This is a genomic window from Clostridiales bacterium, assembly GCA_025757645.1.
Taxonomy (GTDB): Bacteria; Bacillota; Clostridia; order Oscillospirales; family Oscillospiraceae; genus CAG-103.
This window is the reverse complement of record CP107216.1, coordinates 1,388,925-1,411,204: the sequence shown is the minus strand read 5'-3', so window position 1 is coordinate 1,411,204 and position 22,280 is coordinate 1,388,925. Positions and strand designations below refer to the sequence as shown.

The following is a 22,280-nucleotide window of genomic DNA, read 5'->3' as shown; positions in this document are numbered from 1 at the left end:
TATTGCACTTTTTTGCACCTGAGTCGTGCCCGTCGCCGCGGGCACGGCTCTTTTTTTGTCCCATCATCATACTCACACCACCCTCATGCCAGGGTAATACTCCGGCACCACGTTTTTGATCGGCCGGCCGCGCTTGCGTTTTTCCGGCTGCGGCTTCTGGCGCGGCTGCGGTGCGCAGACGGCTGCCGGCGCCGCTGCGATGCGGCAGCGCTCGACGTATGCATCTACGTCCGACTGATAGTAGCGCAGCGACTTGCCCAGCTTGTAGCACGGCAGCTCGCCGTCCGTCACCAGCCGCCCAACGGACGACCGCGAGATTGACAGCTGCTCGCACACATCTTTAGTCGTCAGCATGGCCATCCTCGTCCCCTCCTCTCGCATACTTGAGCTGCATGGCAGCCTGGACGATCCCGTCGAGCTCGCGCGTAATCTGCTCGAAATCCGGTCGCTCATCCTGGTCGATGCGGCCATCCTCGGCAATGTCCACGAGGCGGTCGATGCGGTGCGAGCTGTCAAAGTCGCGGATCCGGCGCAGCAGCTGGATCACGGCCTGCGGCAGGGCGATGGTGTCCACCTGTGGCAGCAGGTCGGCCGCGACGCGGCTCTTGTTGAGCAGATGCCAGTAGCCGAGCACCGGCGCGCCGGACACCTCGACCATCCGCGTCGCAACATCGTCTGACGGCATCCCGCGGCCGGACTCGTACAGGCGCACGCTCTCGACGGAGATGTCCAGCGCCTCCGCCCAGCGCTCCTGCGTCATGCCGGCAATGCGTCTACCGGTTTGGCTGATATTGTGGTAGTTGTGCTGCATGGTGTTTTGTCACATCCTTTGGTAGCATGATGATAGCCGGTCAGGCCGGCACGTTATACAGGTCGTCGATCGTGCAGCTCAGCGCTGCCGCGATTGCTGGGAGCATATCGGCGCGTGGGTATGACCCGCTGGTCTCCCACATCGCGACCGTGCTTTGCCCTACATGCAGCGCCGACGCGAGCTCCGCCTGCGTCAAACCGCGTTTCGCGCGGCAAATTTTGATGCCGTCCAAGGTATCACCTCCGCTTATCAATTATCTTGATTGCGTTTACTATCTTATATCAAGTATGTTGATATGTCAATATATTTTTTCAATTATCTTGATATTGCGTTTACTTTTCGATTTTTATCAATTATCTTGATATCAACGGAGTTGATAAAAATGAACAGAATTAAGGAGTTGCGCAAGCGCGACAATGTCAAACAAGCAGACCTCGCCAAGTCAGTCAATGTCAGTCAGGCCGCCCTGTCTGGGTACGAGACAGGCAAATACGAGGCGGATACCGACACATATCGGCGCATTGCGAATTATTTTGATGTGTCACTTGACTACTTGCTCGGCGGGCAGCCAGCAACCCCAGCGCGCCCCGGCTACATCCGCGTCCCGGTCCTCGGCCGCGTGGCAGCTGGCATCCCCATCGACGCGATCGAGGAGGTCATCGACTGGGAGGACATCAGCGCTGAAGACGCCGGAGACGGTGAGTACTTTGGCCTGCAGATCAAGGGCCACAGCATGGAGCCCAAGATCTCGGACGGCGACGTCGTGATCGTCCGTCGCCAGCCGGACGTGGACAGCGGCGACATCGCCGTCGTGCTGGTAAACGGCGACGATGCAACCGTCAAGCGCATAAAAAAGAGCCCGCAGGGCGTGACGCTGATACCCAGCAATCCGGCCTACGAGCCTATGTATTACAGTAACGAGGAGATTGAGAGCTTGCCCGTGCAGATCCTCGGCCGTGTGGTCGAGCTGCGGGCCAAGTTGTGACGTGTCCAATTTGGACACAGGGAGCTACATATGAGCTGCGATTTTTTGGCCATTGATTTCGAGACAGCCAATGCGAGCCGCGGGAGTGCCTGCTCTGTCGGCATTGCGGCCGTGTCCGGTCTGCGCATCGTTGATACATATTACTCGCTCATCAAGCCGCGTGTGGCCGGTTTTGACTCTTACAATATCTCGGTACACGGTATCACAGACGAGGATGTCGCAAACGCCAAAACGCTGGACGAGCTATGGCAGGAGATCTCCTGCATGTTCTCGCCGCACACGCCGGTTTTTGCGCATAATGCTCACTTTGACATGACGGTACTGTTGCAGTCGCTGAGCCATGAGATACCAGACTTTATTTACGCCGACACTCTGGACGTCGCGCACTCTCTTGGCATCGCCAAGGCGAAGCTGGACAACTGCACGGACGCGCTGCACATCCAGCTCGAACAGCATCACAACGCGCTGGACGACGCGCAGGCGTGCGCAATGATTGCCATAACCGGTATCCAGCGCAGCGGCTGTCTGTCTGCGTGGGAATACCTCGCAACATCGCCCGACGTAGACATCTACCATTACGCCGATGTTGTCCCGGCTCGTGAACCGGTGCACAGGTCTGCACATCAACAGGGGCACAGTAAGACATACCCGCACGCGCCGCGGCCGTGTGACATTGCTCCGACAGTCGACACGATCGATCAGCGCGGCTGTCTATACGGCAAAAACATTGTGTTTACCGGCGAGCTCAGCATCGACCGCGGCGAGGCGATGCAGATAGCCATAAACTGCGGCGCGACGGTCAAAACGTCCGTGTCCAAAAAAGTGCATTATCTCGTCCTCGGCGAGCAGGACCCGGATGCCGTCGGCGCAAGCGGGCACAGCACAAAGGAGCTCAAGGCATATGAGCTCAACAGCAGCGGGCAGGCGCAGATACAAATCATCAATGAGTGCGAGTTTTTGGAGCTCGCGGGTTTGGGGGCAAAAGTATAATGGAGCAGATCACTCTGGATATGTTGGATGAGATGTCGGCGGAAACGGCAGCGTACAAGCTGATAGAGCCGGCGCTCCTCGAGACGATGCGCAACGCGACAACACCTGAAGATATGCTCATTTTTAAGGCGGACGGCGCGCAGTACAGCTCCCTATACCTCGGGAGCGAGAACAGCCTCGTATGCCGCATCAGCATCCGCGGCAAAAAAAGTCATGTGACAATCCCGGTCAAATACGAGCATATGATCCCCGCGAATGTCAGCACATCACACCTCAGGTCGGATCCGTATTATGTGCGTCTGCCTCTTGCAGATGCTGAGTCGATTGTCAGCTACGCGCCGTTGCTCTCCGCGATCCTCGACGATATGATTGATGCGCTGCCAACTGATTTCGGCTGCTGCTCGCGCTATGAGGCGTGCAGCGACGCTGGTAAGTGCATAAATCCGGATCAGGAGCTATCCACACACTGCTACTACAAGCGCAACCTGCGTCATGGCAAAATCTTTTACGGCCGCAACAAAAATGCATAGTGTCCAAATTGGACACATAACAAAATAGCCGCCCGGTGCTGGCACACCGGACGGCTGACACAGAAAACCCAACCCAAGCAATAAAGGGGGTAGTCTGCCCTGTTATCTTATCACGCCCATGCCGGGCGCGCAAGATGCAAGGCGCATTTGCTATGCAAAAATATCTCAAGAAAAAGATCAGGGACGAGCGCGGTGTCTATATCGCCGTGTACGCCAAGGACCCGGAGGAGCTGGAGCGCAAGGTCGCCGAGCGCCTGGTCGAGGTCGAGCGCCGCAAGGCGCTGGCAGCCAATCCCATGGTGTGGCAGTATGCGCAGACGTGGTACAAGCTCTATACGGCGCACCTCAGCGACAGCCGCAAGTCCGACTATGCTATCGCCATCAATCGCCACATCTGCCCGATTATCGGCGCGCGGCACATACTGGAGGTCTCCGAGGACGACATCGCAGAGGTAATGCGCGCCTGCGGCGCCCTGTCGCGCAGCTCGCAGGATAAGATCGTCTGCGCGCTCAAAAAGATCTTTGAAGCGGGCGAGCGCGCGGGCGTCGTGCGGCATAACCCGTGCGCCGGACTGCGCGCCGGCGGCAAAAAATCGGCCGAAAAAGAGGCGCTGTCCCGTCAGCAGATGCAGACGCTGGAGGACGCCGTCGCGGGCACACGCATCTATCCGTTTGTGATGATTGGCCTGTACGCCGGTCTGCGCCGCGAGGAGATCCTCGGCCTGGAGTGGGACTGCGTCCATCTCGACGGCGCTGCGCCGTATATCTCCGTGCGCCGCGCGCTGCGCTGGGTGCACAATCAACCGGTCGTCTCGGACGAGCTCAAGAGCGCGGCCGCCCGGCGCGACGTGCCAATCCCGCCCAAGCTCGTCGGCTGCCTCGCCGACCTGCAGCGCACCGCGACCGGCGACTATGTCATCAGCAGCAGCGACGGCCAGCCGTGGAGCATGACGGCGTACCGCAACGCCTGGCGCTACATCACGCGCCGCCAGACCGGCACGGCCAAGCGCACGGAGCACGGTGAGACCGTGCTCCGTGAGAAAAAGCTCGGCGAGATGGTGCGCAACTCCAAGGTGCAGATCACGATCGACTTTGACGTCACGCCGCACATCCTACGGCACACATACATCACCAACCTGATCCTGTCCGGCGCCAATGTCAAGGTCGTGCAGTACCTGGCCGGGCACTCCAAGGTGGAGACCACGCTCAACATTTACACGCACCTCATTGAGCGCAGCCCGGAGGCCAACCTCGGCACCGTGCTGCAGGCCTTTCCGGCAGCCGAAAAAATATCCCCAAAAGTATCCCCAAACGCCCCGGCAGACGCCCAATAGCCGCGTTTTTAGCCCGTCGCAACGGGCAGTATGACGCAGTGCGGACATGCTGCAAAACGCAAAAAATCCCGCAATCTCAACAGATTGCGGGATTCTTCGTGGTGGACGATACAGGACTCGAACCTGTGACCCTCCGCACGTCAAGCGGATGCTCATACCAGCTGAGCTAATCGTCCGTGTCAGCGTTGGTTATTCTAACGCATCTGCATCCTTTTGTCAACCCCTTTTTTCGACGGCCCCGATTATTTTCGGAGCCGTCGAACATGGGGCGCTTTACTTCGCCGTGATATAGACCGTGCAGTCGGCCTTCACGCCGCCGCACTCGGCCGTGATCGTCGTCGTGCCTTTGCCCACGCCGGTCACGACGCCCTTGTCGCTGACGGTGGCAATGGATTCGTCCTTACTCGACCACGTGACAGTCTGATTGCCGCCGGCCGGATAGATCGTCGTGCTCAGCGGCACCTCATCGCCGACCTTGGCCGCGAACTCCGTGCGCTTGCTGCCGAGGAACGTGATGGTGATGCTCGTGACCGACGGAGTCGGCGTCGGAGTCGGGGTCGGCTCCGGTGTGGGTGTCGGCGTGGCGACCGGCGCGGCACTGGAAACCGTCGCCGGCGGGGTCGGCTCGGCAACGCTCGGGGTATTTTGACTGGCGTTCAGGCTCACGGTGATGAGCACGATGACGGCAGCCACGACCGCGAGGAGCAAAATGCCGCCGAACAGCATCTGCCACTTCGTATTGACCGCAGCGTGCTCCGCCGCCGGCGTGCCCGCATTTTCACTGGACGTGCGCAGCGGTATGCGCTCTGCGGATTTGCTGCGTCCCGTACCGCAATATGGACAGCGGCTGCGCAGGCCGGAATACTCGCGCCCGCAGCGCCGGCAGGTGATCTTGGGAATGACGCTCATGAGAAGCCTCCAATATGTAAAGATTTGATACGCATTTGTTTTCCCTATCATACACTGTTCGGTTTTTTTCGTCAAGAGGGAGAGCCTGCCGCTCCCCCCTCTTGCGCGGCGCATCAAAACTGCATCTGCACCCCGCCGGACACGTCCGATGTCTGGATGCGTTCCTGCTGCCCGGTGCGGGCATTGACGGCGATGACGCAGCGCTGCCCATCGTCCGTTTCGCACAGGTACTCATAGCACAGCGTCTCCCGCGCGCCGTAGAGCCGGAGAAATGCCGTGCGCGTGTCCACGACCTGCAGCGCGCCGGGCACGGCCGCCTGTCCCGCTTCCGCGCCGATCGTATCGGCCGAGAGCGTGCGCGCCCGGTGCGTGTCCAGATACGATGCCGACGAGAAGCCGCAGACCGTCCCGTCGTCGAGCCGGACGCGCACGCGCAGCTGATCCGCCGTGCACAGAACACCGTCCTGCACATAGCAGAACGTGCAGATGAGTGACTGCCCCGCGTCCTCCGTGTCGATCAGGCGCATGCCGTCATAGCCGCGCGCGCGCAAAAACGCCGCGGCCGCTTCTGCCGCCTCATCGGTCGAAAGCACCGGTTCGCCGCCGGCACAGGAGGAGTAATAGCGCAGCACTTCCCCGCCGGAGACCGTGACCGCGATATAGGACGTATCGTCCCCGCCGTCGATGTCAAAGTTCCAGCACGGTACGGCGCCCTCCGAGCGGCCGGTCGCCTGCAGGCGCGCCGCATCCAGATCCAGAAAGGCCGCGGCCGCAGCCTGCGCCTGCTCCTCCGTGACCTCGTCGTGGCCCGCCAGCATGGCATAGTCCGCCGCCGTGCGCACCTGATAGCTGCCGTCCGCGATCGGGAGCGGCAGCTCCTCAAACGAATCGGCCAGCGCCGCAAGCTCCGCCTCGAGCGTATCGGACAGGTCCGCCTCCGATCCCAGGTTTTCCAGTGACTCCGTGCTGCGCACGTGCGCCGTCGTCGTGACCGCGCCGTCATAAAGCGACTGGCCAAGCGCCGCGAGCTGTGTGCTCAGCTGCTTTGTTGCATCGGAAAAGGCGCGCAGATGCTCCAGCTCCTCGGATGTGAACGTTCTGCCCTCCGCCGCATTGCGCGAGAGCGTGCGCGCGTAGTCCCCGGCAAGGGCGATGTTGCGCGCGATGCGCGCGAGCGCATGCGAATTGACCGGCAGCACACCAAGCGCCATCTCCGCCGTCTGCGCATTGCTATAGATATCCGTGCAGACCGTGCACTCCATGGCCGCCGTCGTTGCATACAGGCTCTTTTGCAGCGAGCTGTCGAGCTCCTGCACGGCGTTGAGCACCTCGCCGTAAGCGTGGCGGTAGTTGGCATCCATGGCCGTCTGGCGGCGGTTGGCATCCGTGCGGCAGGCGATCAGGCCGACCGCAAGCGCCGCGACGAGCGCCGCCGTGTAGGAAATGATGAGCACGCGCGTTTTTTTCTTCATAGCAAAACACCCCTTCCGGACTAGTGTTGCCGGAAAGGGTGGTTTTGATGTGCAATTTTTCTCAGTCGGCGATCTGCAGCGTCTGCGCCGAGGCAAGCAGGCTCTCATACCAGCCCGCCGGCGCCGTTCCCGCCCGGCAGAGCACGACCGAAATGCAGCCACACGCCGTCGGGATCAGGTATGCCTCGAGCTGCCTTTGCACCGTGGCGCCGTTGACGCCGTAGGCATTCAGATCTCCAAGCTTGACCTGACCGAGCGACTCCGTCGTTGCGATCGTGCCGTAGTCATTGAGAATCGTACCCGCAAGCGTCTGTGCGTCCGCGCCCGGGTGATAACCGATCTCCAGATAGGCGTCCATGCTCGCATCATCCGCGCGGGCAAAGCAGCACTTGCCGTCCATTTCCGTGCTCAGAAACACGGAAGTATCCAGATACAGCGAGAAATCCGGGCCGCCACGCTGGGCAAACGAGCCGGTCACGAGCTGCATAGTCTTATCCTCGCCGCCGACGGAAACTGCCTGCTGGGCGTCCCGCGACGGGGTCTGTCCACTGCCAAGGATCAGCTCCGGCTCGTCGGAAAACGGAAACTGCGGCAGATTTGTCGCGGCCGGTGCCTCCGGTGCAGACTTGTGGATGCGGATGCCGGCTGCGTTGACCACGATCAGCGCGATCGCAAGCAGCACGACCACGACGGCCATGACGATGACCGCCCGCTCCACGCCCGTGCGTTTTTTCATGCCGCTCACCCTTCCAGTTTGGCGATGCCGGCGTCGATCCGGCGCAGGGTCTCGTCCCGGCCGAGGATGCGGCAGATCTCCACCGCGCCGCCGGGCGTCACCGCGCGGCCGGACACCGCAATGCGCACCGGCCACATTACCTTCGCGTTTTTTACTTCCAGCCGCTCGGCCAGATCCTTCATGGCCGCAAGCAGCGTCTCATCATCCCACGCCGGGAGCTCGGCGAGCAGCGGGCGCACCGTTTTGAGCATCTCGAGCGAGACGGCGGGGTCGGTCTTGGACTTCTTATTGGTATAGAGCGTGATGTCATACTCCGGCAGCGCGTCGAAGAAATCCACCTTCTCCGGAATGTCCGTAAGCACCTCGCAGCGCTGCTGCAGCAGCGGCGCGATCTGCGCGGGGTCGATGGTGGGGTTTTTCACCGTCTGGCGGATATAGGGCGCGGCCACGGCGGCGAACTGCTCCGGCGTCATGGCGCGGATATACGCGCTGTTGAAGTACTTGAGCTTGTCGATATCGAAGATGGCCGGAGACTTGGAGATGCCCTTGATGTCGAACGCCTCCACGAGCTCGGGCAGCGAATAGATCTCCCGCTCGCCGCCGGGCGCCCAGCCGAGCAGTGCCACATAGTTGACCACGGCCTCCGACAGGTAGCCCTGCGCGATCAGATCCTCATACGACGGGTCGCCGTGGCGCTTGGACATCTTGTTGTGCTGGTCGCGCATGACCGGCGAGCAGTGGATATACTTCGGGATCTCCCAGCCGAAGCCCTCATAGAGCAGGTTATATTTCGGCGTGGACGACAGGTACTCCGACCCGCGCACAACGTGCGTGATGCCCATGAGATGGTCGTCGATGACGTTGGCAAAGTTATACGTCGGCAGACCGTCGCGCTTGATGAGCACCTGATCGTCGAGCGTGTCGTTATCGACCGTGATGTCGCCGAAGATCTCATCATGGAACGTGGTCTTGCCCTCGCGCGGGATCTTCTGACGGATGACATAGGGCTTGCCGGCCGCGAGATTGGCCGCGATCTCTTCCTCGCTCAGGCGCGAGCAGCGGCCGTCATATTTGTGGATGACCGCGCCGTCGGAAACATTTTCTTCGGCGGCATCGTCCTTATCGCAGAAACAGCGGTAGGCGTGGCCGCGCGCGATGAGCAGCTCGGCATATTCTTTATAGAGTCCCCGCCGCTCGGTCTGGACATACGGGCCGACCGGGCCGCCGACATCCGGGCCTTCGTCATGCGTCAGGCCGCAGGCGCGCATGGTGCTGTAAATGACATCGACCGCGCCCTCGACATAGCGTCCCTGATCGGTGTCCTCAATGCGCAGGATGAACTTACCGCCGGCGTGCCGCGCGATCAGGTACGTATACAGCGCCGTGCGCAGATTGCCGACGTGCATATAGCCCGTCGGGCTCGGTGCAAAGCGGGTGCGCACCTCGCCGTGCGGGATGCGCTGCTCCATGTCTTCAAACCACTTTTGATCTTTCATATTCTCTGTATCCTCCGGATAGATAAACCATAATTATTTATATCTTATTTTACATCGCATGGATTGTCAAGGAACTTTCTGTGTTGTATTCCACCACAGGTTGTGGTACAATATTCGAACAAATACGAATTTTCAGCACAACAGTTAAGGAAGTAATCAAAATGGAAGAAAAAACAGCAAAAAAAGTGATGCTCTCCGGCATCCAGCCCTCCGGTGATCTGACGCTCGGGTCTTATTTGGGCGCGATCAAAAACTGGAGCGAGCGCGCCGAGATCTTTGACTGCTATTATTTCATGGCCGACCTGCACTCGATCACCGTGCGGCAGAACCCCGCCGACCTGCGCCGCCGCACCATCGAGCAGCTCGCGCAATACATCGCCTGCGGTCTCGACCCGGAAAAGAACACGCTCTTCATCCAGAGCCATGTGCCCGCGCACACCCAGCTCGGCTGGGTGCTCAACTGCTACACCATGTTCGGCGAGCTCTCGCGTATGACGCAGTTCAAGGACAAGAGCGCCAAAAACGCCGAGAATATCAACGGCGGCCTGTTCACCTACCCCGCCCTGATGGCGGCGGACATTCTGCTCTATCAGCCGGACTACGTTCCCGTCGGCAGCGACCAGAAGCAGCACGTCGAGCTCTGCCGCGACGTGGCCACCCGCTTCAACAACATCTACGGCGACGTGTTCAAGATCCCCGAGCCGTACATTCCGAAGATCGGCGCGCGCGTCATGAGTCTCGTCTCGCCGGAAAACAAAATGTCCAAATCTGACAAAGACCCCAACGGTACCGTGTACCTGCTCGACCGTCCGGAGGATATCATGCGCAAGTTCAAAAAGGCCGTCACGGACTCCGACACCGAGCGCTGCGTGCGCTATGACCTGGCGAACAAGCCCGGCGTGTCCAACCTCATGAGCATCTACTCCGCCTGCACCGGCAAGACCTTCGAGGAGATCGAGGCGGAATTTGACGGCAAGGGCTACGGCGCGTTCAAGCCCGCCGTCGGCGAGGCAGTCGTCGAGACGCTGCGCCCCATCCGCGAGGAGAGCGAGCGTCTGCTCAAGGACAAGGCCTACCTCGAGAGCGTCTACAAGGCCGGCGCGGAAAAGGCGTCCTACATTGCCAACAAAACGCTGCGCAAAGTCTATAAGAAGGTCGGCTTCGTCGCCAAATAATACTTACATTATTGGAGATCGGTTCTCATGTTTCTTAACACTGCTGTCTGGATCAAAGTCATGCTAGCGATCCTCATCGCGTTCGTGGTCAGCTTTGCGCTGACGCCGGTCGTCAAGATCCTGGCGCAAAAAGTTGGCGCCATGGATGTACCGGGCGAGGCCCGGCGCGTGCACGATCACCCCATCCCCCGCATGGGCGGTCTGGCCATCTTTCTGGGCTTCATCGTGTCGATGCTCCTGTTCGTGGACATCACGCAGGAGGTGCGCGGCATTCTGCTCGGGTCGATCATCATCGTCATCACCGGCGTGATCGACGACATCATCTCCCTGCGTGCGTGGACGAAGTTTCTGATCCAGATCCTCTCCGCCGTCATCGCCGTGCTGCACGGCGTGGTCATCAACGTCGTGTCGAACCCGAACGTGTTCAGCAGTCAGGAGGCCATCGTCCTTGGATGGCTCGCCATTCCGCTGACCGTGCTGTGGATCGTCGGCATCACGAACTCCGTCAACCTGATCGACGGGCTGGACGGTCTGGCCGTCGGCGTGTCGACCATCAGCTGCGTGACCATTCTGGTCGTGGCGCTGCTCGTGTCGGAGCCGAACGTGGCGCTCATCGTCGCGGCACTCGCCGGCGCGTGCATCGGCTTCATGCCCTACAACCTCAACCCCGCCCGCATTTTCATGGGCGACACCGGTTCCCTGCTGCTCGGCTACGTGCTGGCAACGGTGTCGGTGCTCGGATTGTTCAAGTTCTACGCGATCGTCACGTTTGTCGTGCCGGTGCTCGCGCTGGCCGTGCCGCTATCGGACACGCTCTTCGCGTTCTGCCGCCGCATCCTGCACGGACAGAGCCCGTTTCACGCCGACCGCGGTCACTTCCACCACAAGCTCATGGATCTCGGTCTGAACCAGAAGCAGGCCGTCGCGATCCTCTACGCCATCAGCGCCACGCTCGGCCTCGCCGCCGTCGTGCTCACGACGAAGGGCTCCATCCGCATCGCACTGCTCGTCCTCGCGCTGCTGATCGGCTTTGTCGTGTGCGCCTTCATCCGCAAGAGCGTGCACAAGCACCACATTGACGTGGAGCTGCAGGAGGCGCAGGAAGCGGCCGAAGCGGCCGAAGCGGCCGAAGCAGCCGAAGCAGCCGAAGCAGCCGAACAGGCAAACAACGCCGATGCCGCCGAAGCACCTGCACAGGAGGTCAACGATGAGCAAACGCATTAAAGTCATGTCCGTTTTCGGCACGCGGCCGGAAGCGATCAAAATGGCGCCGCTCGTGCTGGAGCTGCAAAAGCATCCCGAGATCGAGAGCATCGTGTGCATTACGGCGCAGCACCGGGAAATGCTCGACTCCGTCATGGACTGTTTCGGCATTCGTGCCGACTACGATCTCAACATCATGCAGCAGGGGCAGGATCTGACCGCGATCACAACGCGCGTGCTTGAGCGGATGCGCGAAGTGCTCGGTGAGGTGCAGCCGGACATCGTGCTTGTCCACGGCGACACCACGACGACGTTTGCCGGCGCGCTCGCCGCGTTTTACGCCAAGATCCCCGTCGGCCATGTCGAGGCCGGTCTGCGCACGTACGACCGCTGGTCTCCCTTCCCGGAGGAGATGAACCGCTCGCTCGTCGGCCGCATTGCCACGCTGCACTTCGCACCGACCGCAAACAACGCCCACAACCTCGAGCGCGAGGCCGTGGAGGGCGACATTTTCGTCACCGGCAACACCGTGATCGACGCCATGGCCTACACCGTCCGCGGGGAGCAGTTCGTCTCGGACGAACTGCGGCAGGTCGATTTTTCGCGCCGGGTCATCGCCATGACCTGCCATCGGCGCGAGAACTACGGCCAGCCCATGCGCAACATCTTCACCGCCGTGCGCCGCCTGGCGCTCAACTATCCGGATGTCGAGATCGTCTATCCCGTGCACCTGAGCCCGGTCGTGCGCAGCACGGCGGAGGAGCTGCTCGGCGGCGTGCCGAACATCCGGCTCATCGCGCCGCTTGACGCCGTGGACATGCACCGGCTCATCGCGCGCAGTTACATGGTCATGACCGATTCCGGCGGCATTCAGGAGGAAGCACCCGCACTCGGAAAACCCGTGCTCGTGCTCCGGCGCGAGACGGAGCGGCCGGAGGCCGTCACTGCCGGCACCGTCAAGCTCGCCGGCACGGACACGGAGGAGATCTACCGTCTGGCTGCCGAGCTGCTGGACGATCCGGCCGCCTATGACCGGATGGCCAAGGCCGTCAACCCCTATGGCGACGGGCGGGCCTGCCCGCGCATCGCGCAGGCGATCCTGAGCCATTTTCTCGGCGCACAGCCGCCCGAGCCGTTTGTGCCCGCGCACTAAAGAAACAGCATCCCGCCGAGGATGAACAGCAGCTCCTTGTCGCCGCTCTCGCGGTACATGAGGTATAACACCAGGATCAGCAGCAGATCCTCGCTTTCGAGGTCTGCGAGCGAAAATTTCTGCAGCAACTGCTGCAAGCCGCCGCCGGGCAAGCCCGGCGGCGGCTTGTTGTTTCCGGCAGGCGGCGCGGGCGGGCGCGGACGGATAGACGGCTGCGGCGCATCCGGCACGCGCTCGACCCGGCCGCTGTTGCCCTGATAGCGATTATACATGGTCGTCCCCCTCCAAGTCCTCGGCGGCAAGCTCGGCAAGCGACGCAAGCCGCGCGAGCTTCATGGCGCGGTCGATCTTGCGCCGGCGCTTCTCAGCCAGATAGGGCTTCATGGCCTCGAGCAGGTGGCGGTTGGCGGAGTCGTGCCCGCCGCCGCGCAGCGCCGACATCATCCGGCGCAGCTGCCCCATATCGACGTCGAGCTCCGGCTCCGGCGCGGACGGCGGCGCTTGCTTGCCGCCGCCGTCGCCCAGGATTGAGGATGCCAACTGCGCGATCTTGCCGAACTGCTTCGGATCATTGAGCAGCGCGTCGAGCTTCTCCCCGATCTCATCCATCCTGCATCGCGTCCTTTACTTTTCCGGCCAGACGCTGCCCGGTGTCCGTGCTGAGCACCTGCGTGAGGATCTGCCGCAGCGTCTCGGTGTCCCCCGCGCGCGCCGCCTGCTCGATCTTCTGCGCATCGAGCGCACCGGCCAGCTTCTGCCCGTCGGTCGAGTCGGCGATCTCCTGCAGGCGCTGCAGGCGTCCGTCGCGCGCGAGCTGGTTTTTCAGCGCATCCAAGTCCTTCATATCGGTCACGCTCCATTCGGGGCGGCTTGACTTTGCAGGCCGTGTCCCGTATAATGCGGATGGCCCGGCCGTGCCGGGTATCCTGCTTTTATTGTATTCTATGAGCAATGCAGAGGTGACTTGCCACGAAGATCCTTGTTTTTTCCGATTCTCACGGCCGGACGCTCGGCATGGTGCGCGCCATCCGGCAGCAGCAGCCGGACGCCGTGTTCCATCTCGGCGACTGCGAGCGCGATACACAGCGGCTGGAAAAAGAGTTTCCGGACCTGCCGCTGTACCGCGTGTGCGGCAACTGCGACCGCGAGCCGGTCAACCCCGAGGTGCTGCAGCTCACGCTCGACGGCGTGAAGTTCTTCCTCACGCACGGACACCGATACAGCGTGAAGTATACGCTCGACGCCCTGCTCAATGCCGCCTATTTTGCGGGCGCGGATATGGTGCTCTTCGGGCACACGCACCGTGCCATGAGCGAGACCATGCAGGGGCTGTACGTCGTCAACCCCGGCACGGCGGGCGTTGGAGCGCTCTGCACGTACGCCTGCATCGAGACGGAAAACGGCGCGATCCGTACCGTCGGCATCCACGCCATTCCGGAAGCATAAAGCATAAAATATACGCCCCCGGCAGTCGCCGGGGGCGCATTCTGTGCCGTGTTTACTTTTCGCGGAACGTCACGTAGAGCGTGTGGTTGCTGTCCACGTTCATGAAGGAATAGCTCGTCAGGGGCAAGACTGTGGTGCCGTCGATGACCAGCGTTGCGACCTCGTAGCCGTCCTTCGGCGTGATCGTAAATGACACGCTGCCGCCCTCGGCCACCTTCTGATTGCCGCTCGGGCTGACGCTGCCGCCCGCGCCGCACGTAACGGTGACGGTGTGCTCCTTCTTCTCCTGGCCGGCCGAGATGGAGACCTGGATCGTCGTGCCCGGCTTGACCATCGTGCCGCCGACCGGGTTCTGGCGTGCAACGGAGCCCTTGCGCACGTTGTCGTCATAGACCGTGCCGCTCTCCTCGATGGTGACGCCGAGGCTCTTGGCCGTCGCCTGCGCCTGCTCGAGCGTCAGGCCGACGAAGCTCGGAATGGCGACCGGGGTGTCCTCCGGCGCCGTGGGCTGCTCCTTCGGGCCGAGCGAGACAACGAACGCGACCGTCTGCCGGTGCTTGAGCTGCGTGCCCTCATTGACGTCCTGCCGGATGACGATGCCCTTGGTCTCGTCGCTGTTTTCATAGGTAATGCTCGGCTCGGCGTCCAACTCCGCAAGCTGCGCCTTGGCTGATTCCTCCGTCTGGCCGACGAGGTTCGGCAGGATGCGCTCATTGCCTTTATGAAAATTGAACACGCCGGACAGCGCGCAAATCACGACCGTGACCAGGGCGAGCACCGCCGAGATCGCCGTGATCGTCAGCCGTTTGCGCTCGCTCATGCGCCGGACGCCGTGACGGCGGCGTGTGGTTGTCTGTCTGCTCATATTTTTTCCTCCGGGATCGACAGGATGGATAGCAATTTCAAAGAAACAAGTATATAATAACATAGACGCAGCGTTTTGACAAATGTTCGTTTCTGGGAGGATCTTGACATGAAAAAAATCGCACTCGTGACCGGAGCGTCCCGCGGCATCGGCAAGGCAGCCGCGCTGGCGCTGGCCCGCGACGGCTGGACGGTACACGTGAACTATATTCAATCCCGCGCGGCCGCCGAGGCGGTCGCCGCGCAGACCGGCGGCATGGCCATCTGCGCCGATGTGAGCGACGGACAGGCTGTCGAAGCCATGTTCGAGAAAATTGAACCTGTGGACCTGCTGGTGAACAACGCCGGCGTCGCGGTCTACGGGCTGCTGACGGATCTCGACCCGGCCGTCTGGCAGCGGCTGTTTGACGTGAATGTCACGGGTATGTATAACTGCTGCCGCTGCGCGATCCCGCCGATGGTGCATGAAAAGGCCGGACACATCATCAACCTCGCCTCCATCCTCGGCACGAACGGCGCCTCGTGCGAGGTGGCCTACTCGGCCACGAAGGGCGCGGTCGTCGCGTTCACGAAGGCGCTGGCAAAGGAGCTCGGCCCGTCCGGCATCCGCGTCAACTGCGTCGCCCCCGGCTGCATCGACACGGACATGATCGCAAACCTCAGCCCCGAGGACAAGGCGGAGCTGGCCGACAGCACCGCCCTGTGCCGCATGGGCACGGCAGAAGATGTGGGCGATGCGATCGCGCTGCTGGCAAGCGAGCGCGCCCGCTTCGTGACCGGACAGGTGTTCGGCGTGGACGGCGGACTGCTGATCTGAACCAGACAGCGCAAAAAACAGGTGCATACCGGATCGGTATGCACCTGTTTTGGCTTTTATTCCGCCGCCGGCGTGCTGGGCGCTGCATTGCCGGGCGTCGTGGACTTGTTGCGGCCGCGCCCGCCGCGATGGCGGCGGCGATGGCCGTCGGCGCGTTTTTCGCCGTTCGGCGCCGCGCCCTCGGCCGGCTTGGGCGGCTGCGCCTTGGCGCGGCTGCGCTCGGCGTTCTCGCCCGCTGGCTTGTCCCCCGGCTTGCGCGCGCCGGATTTGCGGTTGGGCTGAGACTTCTGCCGCGGCTGACCCTTGGACTTTGCCCCCTCCTGCGCCGCCTTCGGCGCAGCCTGAGCGTCCGCGGGCTTCTTCCCGCCGTGGCCGCGTGAGCGGCGGCGCGGGCGTTTTTTCTTCTCGCCGGATTCGGGCGTGCGTGCACGCTCCGGCTTCTTGTCGCCGTAGACCTCGTCGGCAAAAAGCTGCGGCAGCGCCCAAGGATCCTCTTTCGGCTCCTCATCGCGCACCGGCTTCGGCCGGTCCTTGAGCAGGGACGGCAGCGGCTCGCCCGGCTTCGGGCGGCCGCCAGGGATCACGGCGATCTCGTCAGCCTGATAGTTTTTGAAAACGTCCTCACCCTGACCGTCGAGCTTGACCTTCAGGCTGCTGCGCAGAATGTTCACGGACGACACGGTCCCGTAGCCCGCGGGCGTCTCGACAAAGGCGCCGACCTTCGGCACGGCCTTGACCAGCTCCTCATACGCCGCCTGCTCATAGCGCAGGCAGCACATCAGACGGCCGCACGCGCCGGAGATCTTCGACGGGTTGAGCGACATGGACTGCACCTTCGCCATCTTCGTGGACACGGGCTGAAAGTCGTCCAGAAACTGACTGCAGCAGTACGGGCGGCCGCAGATGCCGATGCCGCCGAGCATCTTCGCCTCGTCGCGCACGCCGATCTGGCGCAGCTCGATGCGGTTGCGGAACACGGAGGCCAGATCCTTGACCAGCTCGCGGAAATCCACACGCCCATCGGACGTGAAGAAAAACATGGTCTTGTTGCCCTCAAAGCTGCACTCCACATCCACGAGCTTCATGTCCAGGCCGTGCTCGGCGATCTTCTGCTTGCAGATGGAAAACGCCTCTTTTTCGCGGCGGTGGTTGATCTCCTCGATGCGCAGGTCATCCTTCGTGGCGATGCGCGCCAGTGAGCGCAGCGGCTGCACGACCGTCTCGTCCGGCACTGCATGGTTGCCCTGCACGCACTCGGCCAGCTCCAGCCCGCGCGACGTCTCAACGACCACTTTCTCGCCCGTGCGCACGGCAATACCGTGCGGGTCAAAGAAATAGACCTTGCCGCGGTTTTTGAATTTCACACTGATTACTTCTGTCAATTTGATATCCTCACTTCTGAACTTTCGCCTGCACGCCCGAAACGGACAGCAGGCCAAAGATATGCTTCGTGCCGACATTGGCGCGGCGGTAATTCTCGCAGGTCTCCATGAGCCGCAGCTGCTGCGCGCACAGTGCCTGCGGCAGCACCGTCTCATCCGGCTCCGCCAGCAAGTGCACCAGCCGGTGCTGCACGGCGGGAAGAAACGCCGAGAGCGTCTGCGCATCCATGCCCTCCTGGGCAAGACACCAGCGCAGGAGCGTCAGCCGATCCTGCGACGCGACCGCGCGCAGATAGTCCTCCGCCAGGGTGCGGATCTCGTCCGATTCCTGCAGCTGCTCCGTCGGGTCGCGCAGCAGTGCGCAGCGCGAGCGCACCGTCGGCAGCAGCAGCTCCGGGCTCGCGGCCGCAAGGATGAACGCCGCGCTCTGCGGCGGCTCCTCCAGCAGCTTCAAAAACGCATTCTGCGCGCTGAGGTTCATCGTGTCCGCCTGACGCAGAACATAGACCTTCTTTTCCGCCTCGCTCGGCAGAATGTACGCCGTGGCCGCGATGCTGCGGATCTGGTCGACCTTGATCGTCGGCACTTTGGCGTCCGGATCCGGCGCGACATAGATCACGTCCGGGTGCACGCCGTCATAGACCTTGCGGCAGTCCCGGCACGTCCGGCACGGACGCACGCCGTCACTGCGGCAGAGCATGGCCGCCGCCAGATCGAGTGAGAGCCGGTCGCGCGCCTGCTCCGACTGGGACGCGACAATATACGAATGCATCAGGTGCTCCTGCGGTTGAAATTGCAGCATACGCGCGCTCCTTTCCGGCATACATTGTTTATTTTACCCGCTGCGGCCGGATTCGTCAATCACTATTGCATTTCCAGAAATAAAAAAAGCAGGCAGCACCGGCTGCCTGCTTCTCTTACGTAAGATCTCAAGCGTTCTTCTCGAGGTAATCCACGACCTGACGGACGGTGGTCAGCTCGGCCGCTTTCTCGTCCTCGATCGTGATGCCGAACGCATCCTCGATCGACATGACCAGCTCCACGACGTCGAGCGAATCCGCACCGAGATCATCCGCGATGTTGGTGTCCATGGTGATGGTGTTTTCGTCCACTTCAAACTGATGGGCGAGCAGTTGTCTCACTTGTTCGAACATAATACCGTTTCCTCCTAAGTCTCTCGTCAGCTCCACTCACGGCTGACCGGTTTGTTGCTGGTACGCTGCGGCTTCTCGTAGGAGACCACAACGCGGCGGTTCGGCTCGGTACCGGTCGAACTCGTCGTCACGCCTTCGTAATCCTGCAGCGCCGTGTGGATGACGTGGCGCTCGTAGGAATTCATCGGCTCAAGCGCCATGCTGCGCTTGTACTTGATCGCCTTGGCGGCCATTTTCTCCGCCAGACGCACAAGCGACTCCTCTCGCTTGGCGCGGTAGCTCTCGGCGTCGACACTGATGTGCATGTGCTTATCGCTGCCGCGGTTGACGGCATAATTGGTCAGGTGCTGGATCGCGTCGAGCGTCTCACCGCGGCGGCCAATGACCGCGCCCATGTTGCTGCCGGACAGGTTCACGTTCACGCCGCCATTTTCACGCGCGGTGATCTCGATCTCCGCCTGGATGCCCATGTGCTCGAGCAGGCCGCTGACAAATGCGCGGATGCGCGCATAGCTCTCCGGCTCGTCCGCTGCCGCTGCGGGAGCGGCAGGTGCGGCCGCAGGCTGCTCCTGTGCGGTCGGAGCCGCAGCCGGAGCTTCCGCAACGGTCTCGGGCTCCTCATCCGGCGCCTCATACTGCACGCGGACGACCGCGGGGCTGGCGCCGATGCCGAGGAAACCGGACTTGGCGCGCTCCACGATCTCAACGGAAACATCATCCCGGTCAAGGCCAAGCTCCTCGAGCGCGGCGGCGATCGCCGCCTCTTCCGTCTTGCCGGACTTTTCCAGTGTTTTCAACATCATTCAGTACTCTCCTGTTTTCCTTCGGGGGCTTCGGCGGCCGGCGTCTGCTCCGCTTCGGAAGCGGCGGCCTGCCCCTCTGCATAATGGTCCCGCGCATAGGCACGGCCGCGCGCATAGCGGCGGTTGCCGACCTGGGACTCCGGCGCAGCCGCCTGCTCGACGCCGAGACGCTCGCGGCGGGCAGCACGCTCCTCGCGCATCGCTGCGGCCTTGCGCTCGTCATCCTTCTGCTTCTGGCTGGCCTGGATCTTCTTCTTGCTGGTGTTGGGGTTGACGACGGTCTCGCCGGCAGCCTTCAGGCGCTCGGTCTCGAGACGCTTGCGCTCAAGCTCTGCGTCGCGCTCTTTTTCGCGCGCGATCCGCTCGGCATCGAGCTTATCGAGCTGCTTGTTGAAAACCTTCGTCAGGCTGACATCACGCAGGATGCCAAGGATGCTGTTAACAATCCAGTAAATGCCCAGAGCGGCCGGCATCGTATAGCAGATCCACAGCGACACGAGCGGCATCATGATCATCATGGTCTTGTTGGTCGTAGCGGCCTGCTGCTGATTGGCAGCGGGCTGCGGCGTCATTGCCGTGCTGATCTTCATGGACAGCCACGACAGCACCGCCGAGACGATCGGGATCAGGAACAGGCCCAGAGCCGGAAGCCAGACGGCTTTGTTGCTCCAGTCGAAGGTCCAGATCTTGAACGACGGCTGCTGGCCCATGTTCAGGCCGATGAACGAATAGTCGATATCCAGCAGTTTGCCCGAGAAATCACCGAGCGCGCCGGTCACGGCGTCCCAGTTCTGATGGATCAGGTCGGCGATCTGGATCTCCTGATAGGCGGACTTCGTCTGCGCGACATAGCCCGCGTTGGTCGTGACCCAGTCGGTCAGCTGCGTGACAGCGTCCGCGCTCAGGCTCATCATCTTCGTCAGCGGCTGACGGATAACGCTGTAGAGCGCGATCAGGATCGGGAACGGGATCAGGCTCCAGAGGCAGCCGGACATCGGGTTGATCTTCTCTTCCCGATAGAGCTTGGCCATCTCTTCATTGAGCTTTTGCTGGTTTCCCTCGTGCCGGCGCTGAAGCTCTGCGATCCGCGGCTGAAGGCGGCTGGTGCGCATCATGCTCTTCTTGCTCTTGGCCATGAACGGAAGCAAAATCAGGTTCACGACGACGCCGAAGAGGATGACCGCCCAACCGTAGCTGCCGGTCAGCTCATAGAGTGCTTTGAGCAGCCAGGCAAAGGGTGCAGTAATCCAGGACATAAGACGACTCCAATTCTTAAATTCTTAGGATTTCCCGGTCATGGCACCGGGTCATAAAATTCATGCTCACCCGTATGGAACGGATGGCACCGACATATGCGCTTGATGGCCAGCCACGAGCCCTTGAGCGCTCCGTATTTCTGCAGAGCCTCGAGCGCATATTCCGAGCAGGTCGGAATGAACCGGCAGCAGGGCGGTTTGAGCGGTGAGATATACTTGCGGTAAAACTTCACCAGTGCAATGAGCAGCCGCTTCATACGCCGTCATTCCCTTCCGTCAGCAGGCCGAGCTGGGCGCACGCCGATAAGAACGCTGCCTCCAGCTGGTGATAGTCCGCTGTGCGCGCACGTACGCGCGACACGACGACCAGATCATACCCGCGCGCGATCTGCCGCTCATGCAGGCGATAGATCTCCCGCAGGCGGCGGCGAATGCGATTGCGCACGACGGCATGGCCGACTTTGTTAGACACGGTGTAGCCGATGCGGCTGCGGCCGGCGCGGTTTTTCCGGCAGTAGACCACCAGATACGCATTGGCGCAGCTTTTGCCCTTCGAGTACAGACGCCGGAATTCATAGTTTTGTTTGATCGTGCTGGTAAATTCCAAAGGTCTCCCCCGATCCTCTCTGCTGTGCAGACGCTCCGGAAATGCCTTTAGGGCGGAAAGATCCCGCCCTGAAAAACATTATGAAGAAGTCTGCCTGCTCACGCGCAGCAACTCAGTAGCTGAGATGCTTTCTGCCCTTCGCTCTGCGGCGGGACAGCACCTTGCGGCCGTTGGCGGTCGCCATTCTCTTGCGGAAGCCGTGCTCTTTCTTGCGCTGAAGCTTCTTGGGCTGATAGGTACGGAACATGGTGTTTTTCTCCTTTCGATCATACTCAACAGCGGCTCGCGCCGCCGTAGTTGGCAAAAAGTATCCGGCGCCAGACGACTGACGCCGGATATACATTATACACTATGAAAATTCTCTCTGTCAACCTTCATTTTTTCGCCGCGGCGGCACCGCGCAGATCCTCGCCGGTGATGTACTTTTTCAGCGGCTTCCACAGCAGTGCGCCGATCACGAGCACGAGCACCATGTCGATGAGCATGAAGCTGCCGTTATACAGCGCCGAATAGAACCACGGCGTCGTCATCGTCAGGCCGAAGAAGGTCTCGGGCATGTACTCGGCCCAGACCGTCGCACCGACGACATAGTGCACAAGAAAGCGCGCCACGCTGCCGACGACCGTGCCGATGAAAAAGCCGTCCTTGAGCTTCGAGCACGCGCCGGCAAAGCCGAGCACCGTGAACGCGAGCAGATAGTCGCCGATGAGCGACTGCCACGTCCAGGCATACGTGCTGCTGAGCACCGCCTGCAGAATGCTGTAGGCAAAGCTCGCAAGCATACCGGGGCCGAAGCCCCAGCGGGCGCAGTACAGAAAGATCGGCAGCATCTCGATCGTGATAGACCCGCCCTGCGGGAGCTCGAAAAGCTTGAGATAGCTCAGGACCTGGGCCAGGGCGATGAAGATCGCGCCCTCGCACAGCGCACGCAGGCGCAGATGGGATTTGCTTTGGGCCATGTTGTGTTCCTCCTCAAAGAAAAAACTGCATTGCCGAAACAATGCAGTCCATAGAAAACGATGATAATGTATGATAGATTTCGTTTCCTACGCCGGCATTATCCGGATCAGGTCTGTGGGTATCGAGCTTCGATTCACTCGTCTCAGCCGGGAATGACCCAGCCCCCCAATGTACATGATGATTTATACACGCATATG

Annotated in this window: 28 protein-coding genes, 1 tRNA gene, 2 pseudogenes and 1 riboswitch; of the genes and pseudogenes, 10 read left to right on the top strand and 21 right to left on the bottom strand. The window is 61.5% G+C overall.

Annotated features, from left to right (window positions below):
- Positions 1-72: 72 nt before the first annotated feature.
- Genes OGM61_06635 through OGM61_06625 form a run of 3 tightly spaced genes read right to left on the bottom strand, consistent with a single transcriptional unit; the run spans position 73 to position 1,043 of the window.
- On the bottom strand, positions 73-360 hold the full coding sequence (locus tag OGM61_06635; GenBank protein UYI83537.1) for a helix-turn-helix domain-containing protein: 288 nt from the start codon (positions 358-360) through the stop codon (positions 73-75).
- Complete coding sequence (locus OGM61_06630; GenBank protein ID UYI83536.1) at positions 341-811, bottom strand: helix-turn-helix transcriptional regulator; 471 nt, start codon at positions 809-811, stop codon at positions 341-343. Before OGM61_06630 ends, OGM61_06635 begins: the two co-directional genes overlap by 20 nt.
- Positions 812-851: 40 nt before the next feature.
- Positions 852-1,043 (bottom strand): helix-turn-helix domain-containing protein, encoded by a 192-nt coding sequence (locus OGM61_06625; GenBank protein UYI83535.1) that lies wholly within the window; start codon positions 1,041-1,043, stop codon positions 852-854.
- Between the two features lie 150 nt (positions 1,044-1,193).
- Between OGM61_06625 and OGM61_06620 the strand changes: the two are divergent.
- The 5 genes and pseudogenes from OGM61_06620 to OGM61_06600 all read left to right on the top strand — a co-directional run bounded on the left by OGM61_06620 (position 1,194) and on the right by OGM61_06600 (position 4,650).
- Positions 1,194-1,316: pseudogene (locus OGM61_06620) on the top strand (helix-turn-helix transcriptional regulator).
- Between the two features lie 33 nt (positions 1,317-1,349).
- The gene (locus tag OGM61_06615) at positions 1,350-1,796 is read left to right on the top strand and encodes a hypothetical protein (protein ID UYI85571.1); all 447 of its coding nucleotides are present in this window, start codon (positions 1,350-1,352) and stop codon (positions 1,794-1,796) included.
- Between the two features lie 30 nt (positions 1,797-1,826).
- The gene (locus OGM61_06610; protein UYI83534.1) at positions 1,827-2,786 is read left to right on the top strand and encodes an exonuclease domain-containing protein; all 960 of its coding nucleotides are present in this window, start codon (positions 1,827-1,829) and stop codon (positions 2,784-2,786) included.
- Positions 2,786-3,316 carry a hypothetical protein gene (locus OGM61_06605; GenBank protein UYI83533.1) on the top strand — a complete coding sequence of 177 codons (531 nt, stop codon included), beginning with the start codon at positions 2,786-2,788 and terminating at the stop codon, positions 3,314-3,316. Before OGM61_06610 ends, OGM61_06605 begins: the two co-directional genes overlap by 1 nt.
- Positions 3,317-3,468: 152 nt before the next feature.
- The gene (locus tag OGM61_06600) at positions 3,469-4,650 is read left to right on the top strand and encodes a site-specific integrase (protein ID UYI83532.1); all 1,182 of its coding nucleotides are present in this window, start codon (positions 3,469-3,471) and stop codon (positions 4,648-4,650) included.
- Positions 4,651-4,749: 99 nt separating this feature from the next.
- Here the strand turns inward: OGM61_06600 and OGM61_06595 are convergent.
- The 5 genes from OGM61_06595 to gltX form a co-directional block, all read right to left on the bottom strand.
- A tRNA-Val gene (locus tag OGM61_06595) sits at positions 4,750-4,826 on the bottom strand.
- 97 nt (positions 4,827-4,923) lie between these two features.
- Positions 4,924-5,559, bottom strand: coding sequence for an Ig-like domain-containing protein (locus OGM61_06590; protein ID UYI83531.1), 636 nt, complete (start codon positions 5,557-5,559; stop codon positions 4,924-4,926).
- Positions 5,560-5,672: 113 nt separating this feature from the next.
- Entirely contained in the window at positions 5,673-7,031 is a 1,359-nt protein-coding gene (locus tag OGM61_06585; GenBank protein ID UYI83530.1) for a germination protein YpeB, read from the bottom strand.
- A gap of 61 nt (positions 7,032-7,092) precedes the next feature.
- Complete coding sequence (locus OGM61_06580; protein UYI83529.1) at positions 7,093-7,767, bottom strand: hypothetical protein; 675 nt, start codon at positions 7,765-7,767, stop codon at positions 7,093-7,095.
- A gap of 5 nt (positions 7,768-7,772) precedes the next feature.
- Entirely contained in the window at positions 7,773-9,263 is a 1,491-nt protein-coding gene (gene gltX / locus OGM61_06575; GenBank protein UYI83528.1) for a glutamate--tRNA ligase, read from the bottom strand.
- Between the two features lie 161 nt (positions 9,264-9,424).
- Between gltX and trpS the strand changes: the two genes are divergently transcribed.
- The 3 genes from trpS to wecB are packed head-to-tail and all read left to right on the top strand — an operon-like array spanning position 9,425 to position 12,794.
- The gene (trpS, locus tag OGM61_06570) at positions 9,425-10,438 is read left to right on the top strand and encodes a tryptophan--tRNA ligase (protein ID UYI83527.1); all 1,014 of its coding nucleotides are present in this window, start codon (positions 9,425-9,427) and stop codon (positions 10,436-10,438) included.
- A 27-nt stretch (positions 10,439-10,465) separates the two neighbouring features.
- A complete protein-coding gene (locus tag OGM61_06565; GenBank protein UYI83526.1) occupies positions 10,466-11,662 on the top strand; it encodes an undecaprenyl/decaprenyl-phosphate alpha-N-acetylglucosaminyl 1-phosphate transferase in 1,197 nt (398 codons plus the stop codon).
- A complete protein-coding gene (gene wecB / locus OGM61_06560; GenBank protein ID UYI83525.1) occupies positions 11,646-12,794 on the top strand; it encodes a UDP-N-acetylglucosamine 2-epimerase (non-hydrolyzing) in 1,149 nt (382 codons plus the stop codon). Before OGM61_06565 ends, wecB begins: the two co-directional genes overlap by 17 nt.
- Here wecB and OGM61_06555 read toward each other — a convergent pair.
- Genes OGM61_06555 through OGM61_06545 form a run of 3 tightly spaced genes read right to left on the bottom strand, consistent with a single transcriptional unit; the run spans position 12,791 to position 13,638 of the window.
- The gene (locus tag OGM61_06555) at positions 12,791-13,066 is read right to left on the bottom strand and encodes a hypothetical protein (GenBank protein ID UYI83524.1); all 276 of its coding nucleotides are present in this window, start codon (positions 13,064-13,066) and stop codon (positions 12,791-12,793) included. The two genes, wecB and OGM61_06555, sit on opposite strands and share 4 nt — an antisense overlap.
- Positions 13,059-13,403: a hypothetical protein gene (locus OGM61_06550; protein UYI83523.1), complete on the bottom strand. Its 345-nt coding sequence runs from the start codon at positions 13,401-13,403 to the stop codon at positions 13,059-13,061. The genes OGM61_06555 and OGM61_06550 overlap by 8 nt, the downstream gene beginning before the upstream one ends.
- Entirely contained in the window at positions 13,396-13,638 is a 243-nt protein-coding gene (locus OGM61_06545) for a hypothetical protein (GenBank protein UYI83522.1), read from the bottom strand. The genes OGM61_06550 and OGM61_06545 overlap by 8 nt, the downstream gene beginning before the upstream one ends.
- Positions 13,639-13,808: 170 nt before the next feature.
- Here OGM61_06545 and OGM61_06540 point away from each other — a divergent pair, with 170 nt between their 5' ends.
- Positions 13,809-14,240, top strand: coding sequence for a YfcE family phosphodiesterase (locus tag OGM61_06540; protein ID UYI83521.1), 432 nt, complete (start codon positions 13,809-13,811; stop codon positions 14,238-14,240).
- Between the two features lie 52 nt (positions 14,241-14,292).
- On the opposite strand, the gene OGM61_06535 is transcribed toward OGM61_06540, so the two are convergent.
- Entirely contained in the window at positions 14,293-15,105 is an 813-nt protein-coding gene (locus OGM61_06535) for a PASTA domain-containing protein (protein UYI83520.1), read from the bottom strand.
- A gap of 108 nt (positions 15,106-15,213) precedes the next feature.
- Here OGM61_06535 and fabG point away from each other — a divergent pair, with 108 nt between their 5' ends.
- Positions 15,214-15,921 (top strand): 3-oxoacyl-ACP reductase FabG, encoded by a 708-nt coding sequence (fabG, locus tag OGM61_06530; GenBank protein UYI83519.1) that lies wholly within the window; start codon positions 15,214-15,216, stop codon positions 15,919-15,921.
- Positions 15,922-16,562: 641 nt separating this feature from the next.
- Here fabG and OGM61_06525 read toward each other — a convergent pair.
- The 9 genes and pseudogenes from OGM61_06525 to OGM61_06485 form a co-directional block, all read right to left on the bottom strand.
- Positions 16,563-17,303 (bottom strand): annotated as a pseudogene (locus tag OGM61_06525) (stage 0 sporulation family protein).
- Between the two features lie 10 nt (positions 17,304-17,313).
- Entirely contained in the window at positions 17,314-18,105 is a 792-nt protein-coding gene (locus tag OGM61_06520; protein UYI83518.1) for a hypothetical protein, read from the bottom strand.
- A gap of 127 nt (positions 18,106-18,232) precedes the next feature.
- Positions 18,233-18,460 carry an acyl carrier protein gene (acpP, locus tag OGM61_06515; protein UYI85570.1) on the bottom strand — a complete coding sequence of 76 codons (228 nt, stop codon included), beginning with the start codon at positions 18,458-18,460 and terminating at the stop codon, positions 18,233-18,235.
- Between the two features lie 23 nt (positions 18,461-18,483).
- Positions 18,484-19,257, bottom strand: coding sequence for a protein jag (locus tag OGM61_06510; protein ID UYI85569.1), 774 nt, complete (start codon positions 19,255-19,257; stop codon positions 18,484-18,486).
- Positions 19,257-20,516 carry a membrane protein insertase YidC gene (gene yidC, locus OGM61_06505; protein ID UYI83517.1) on the bottom strand — a complete coding sequence of 420 codons (1,260 nt, stop codon included), beginning with the start codon at positions 20,514-20,516 and terminating at the stop codon, positions 19,257-19,259. Before yidC ends, OGM61_06510 begins: the two co-directional genes overlap by 1 nt.
- Before the next feature lie 38 nt (positions 20,517-20,554).
- A complete protein-coding gene (gene yidD / locus OGM61_06500; GenBank protein UYI83516.1) occupies positions 20,555-20,773 on the bottom strand; it encodes a membrane protein insertion efficiency factor YidD in 219 nt (72 codons plus the stop codon).
- Positions 20,770-21,123, bottom strand: a complete 354-nt coding sequence (rnpA, locus tag OGM61_06495; GenBank protein UYI83515.1) for a ribonuclease P protein component — start codon at positions 21,121-21,123, stop codon at positions 20,770-20,772. Before rnpA ends, yidD begins: the two co-directional genes overlap by 4 nt.
- A 112-nt stretch (positions 21,124-21,235) precedes the next feature.
- On the bottom strand, positions 21,236-21,370 hold the full coding sequence (rpmH, locus tag OGM61_06490; protein UYI83514.1) for a 50S ribosomal protein L34: 135 nt from the start codon (positions 21,368-21,370) through the stop codon (positions 21,236-21,238).
- Positions 21,371-21,497: 127 nt separating this feature from the next.
- The gene (locus OGM61_06485) at positions 21,498-22,082 is read right to left on the bottom strand and encodes an energy-coupled thiamine transporter ThiT (GenBank protein ID UYI83513.1); all 585 of its coding nucleotides are present in this window, start codon (positions 22,080-22,082) and stop codon (positions 21,498-21,500) included.
- Positions 22,083-22,149: 67 nt separating this feature from the next.
- Positions 22,150-22,261, bottom strand: a riboswitch (TPP riboswitch).
- Between the last annotated feature and the right edge of the window lie 19 nt (positions 22,262-22,280).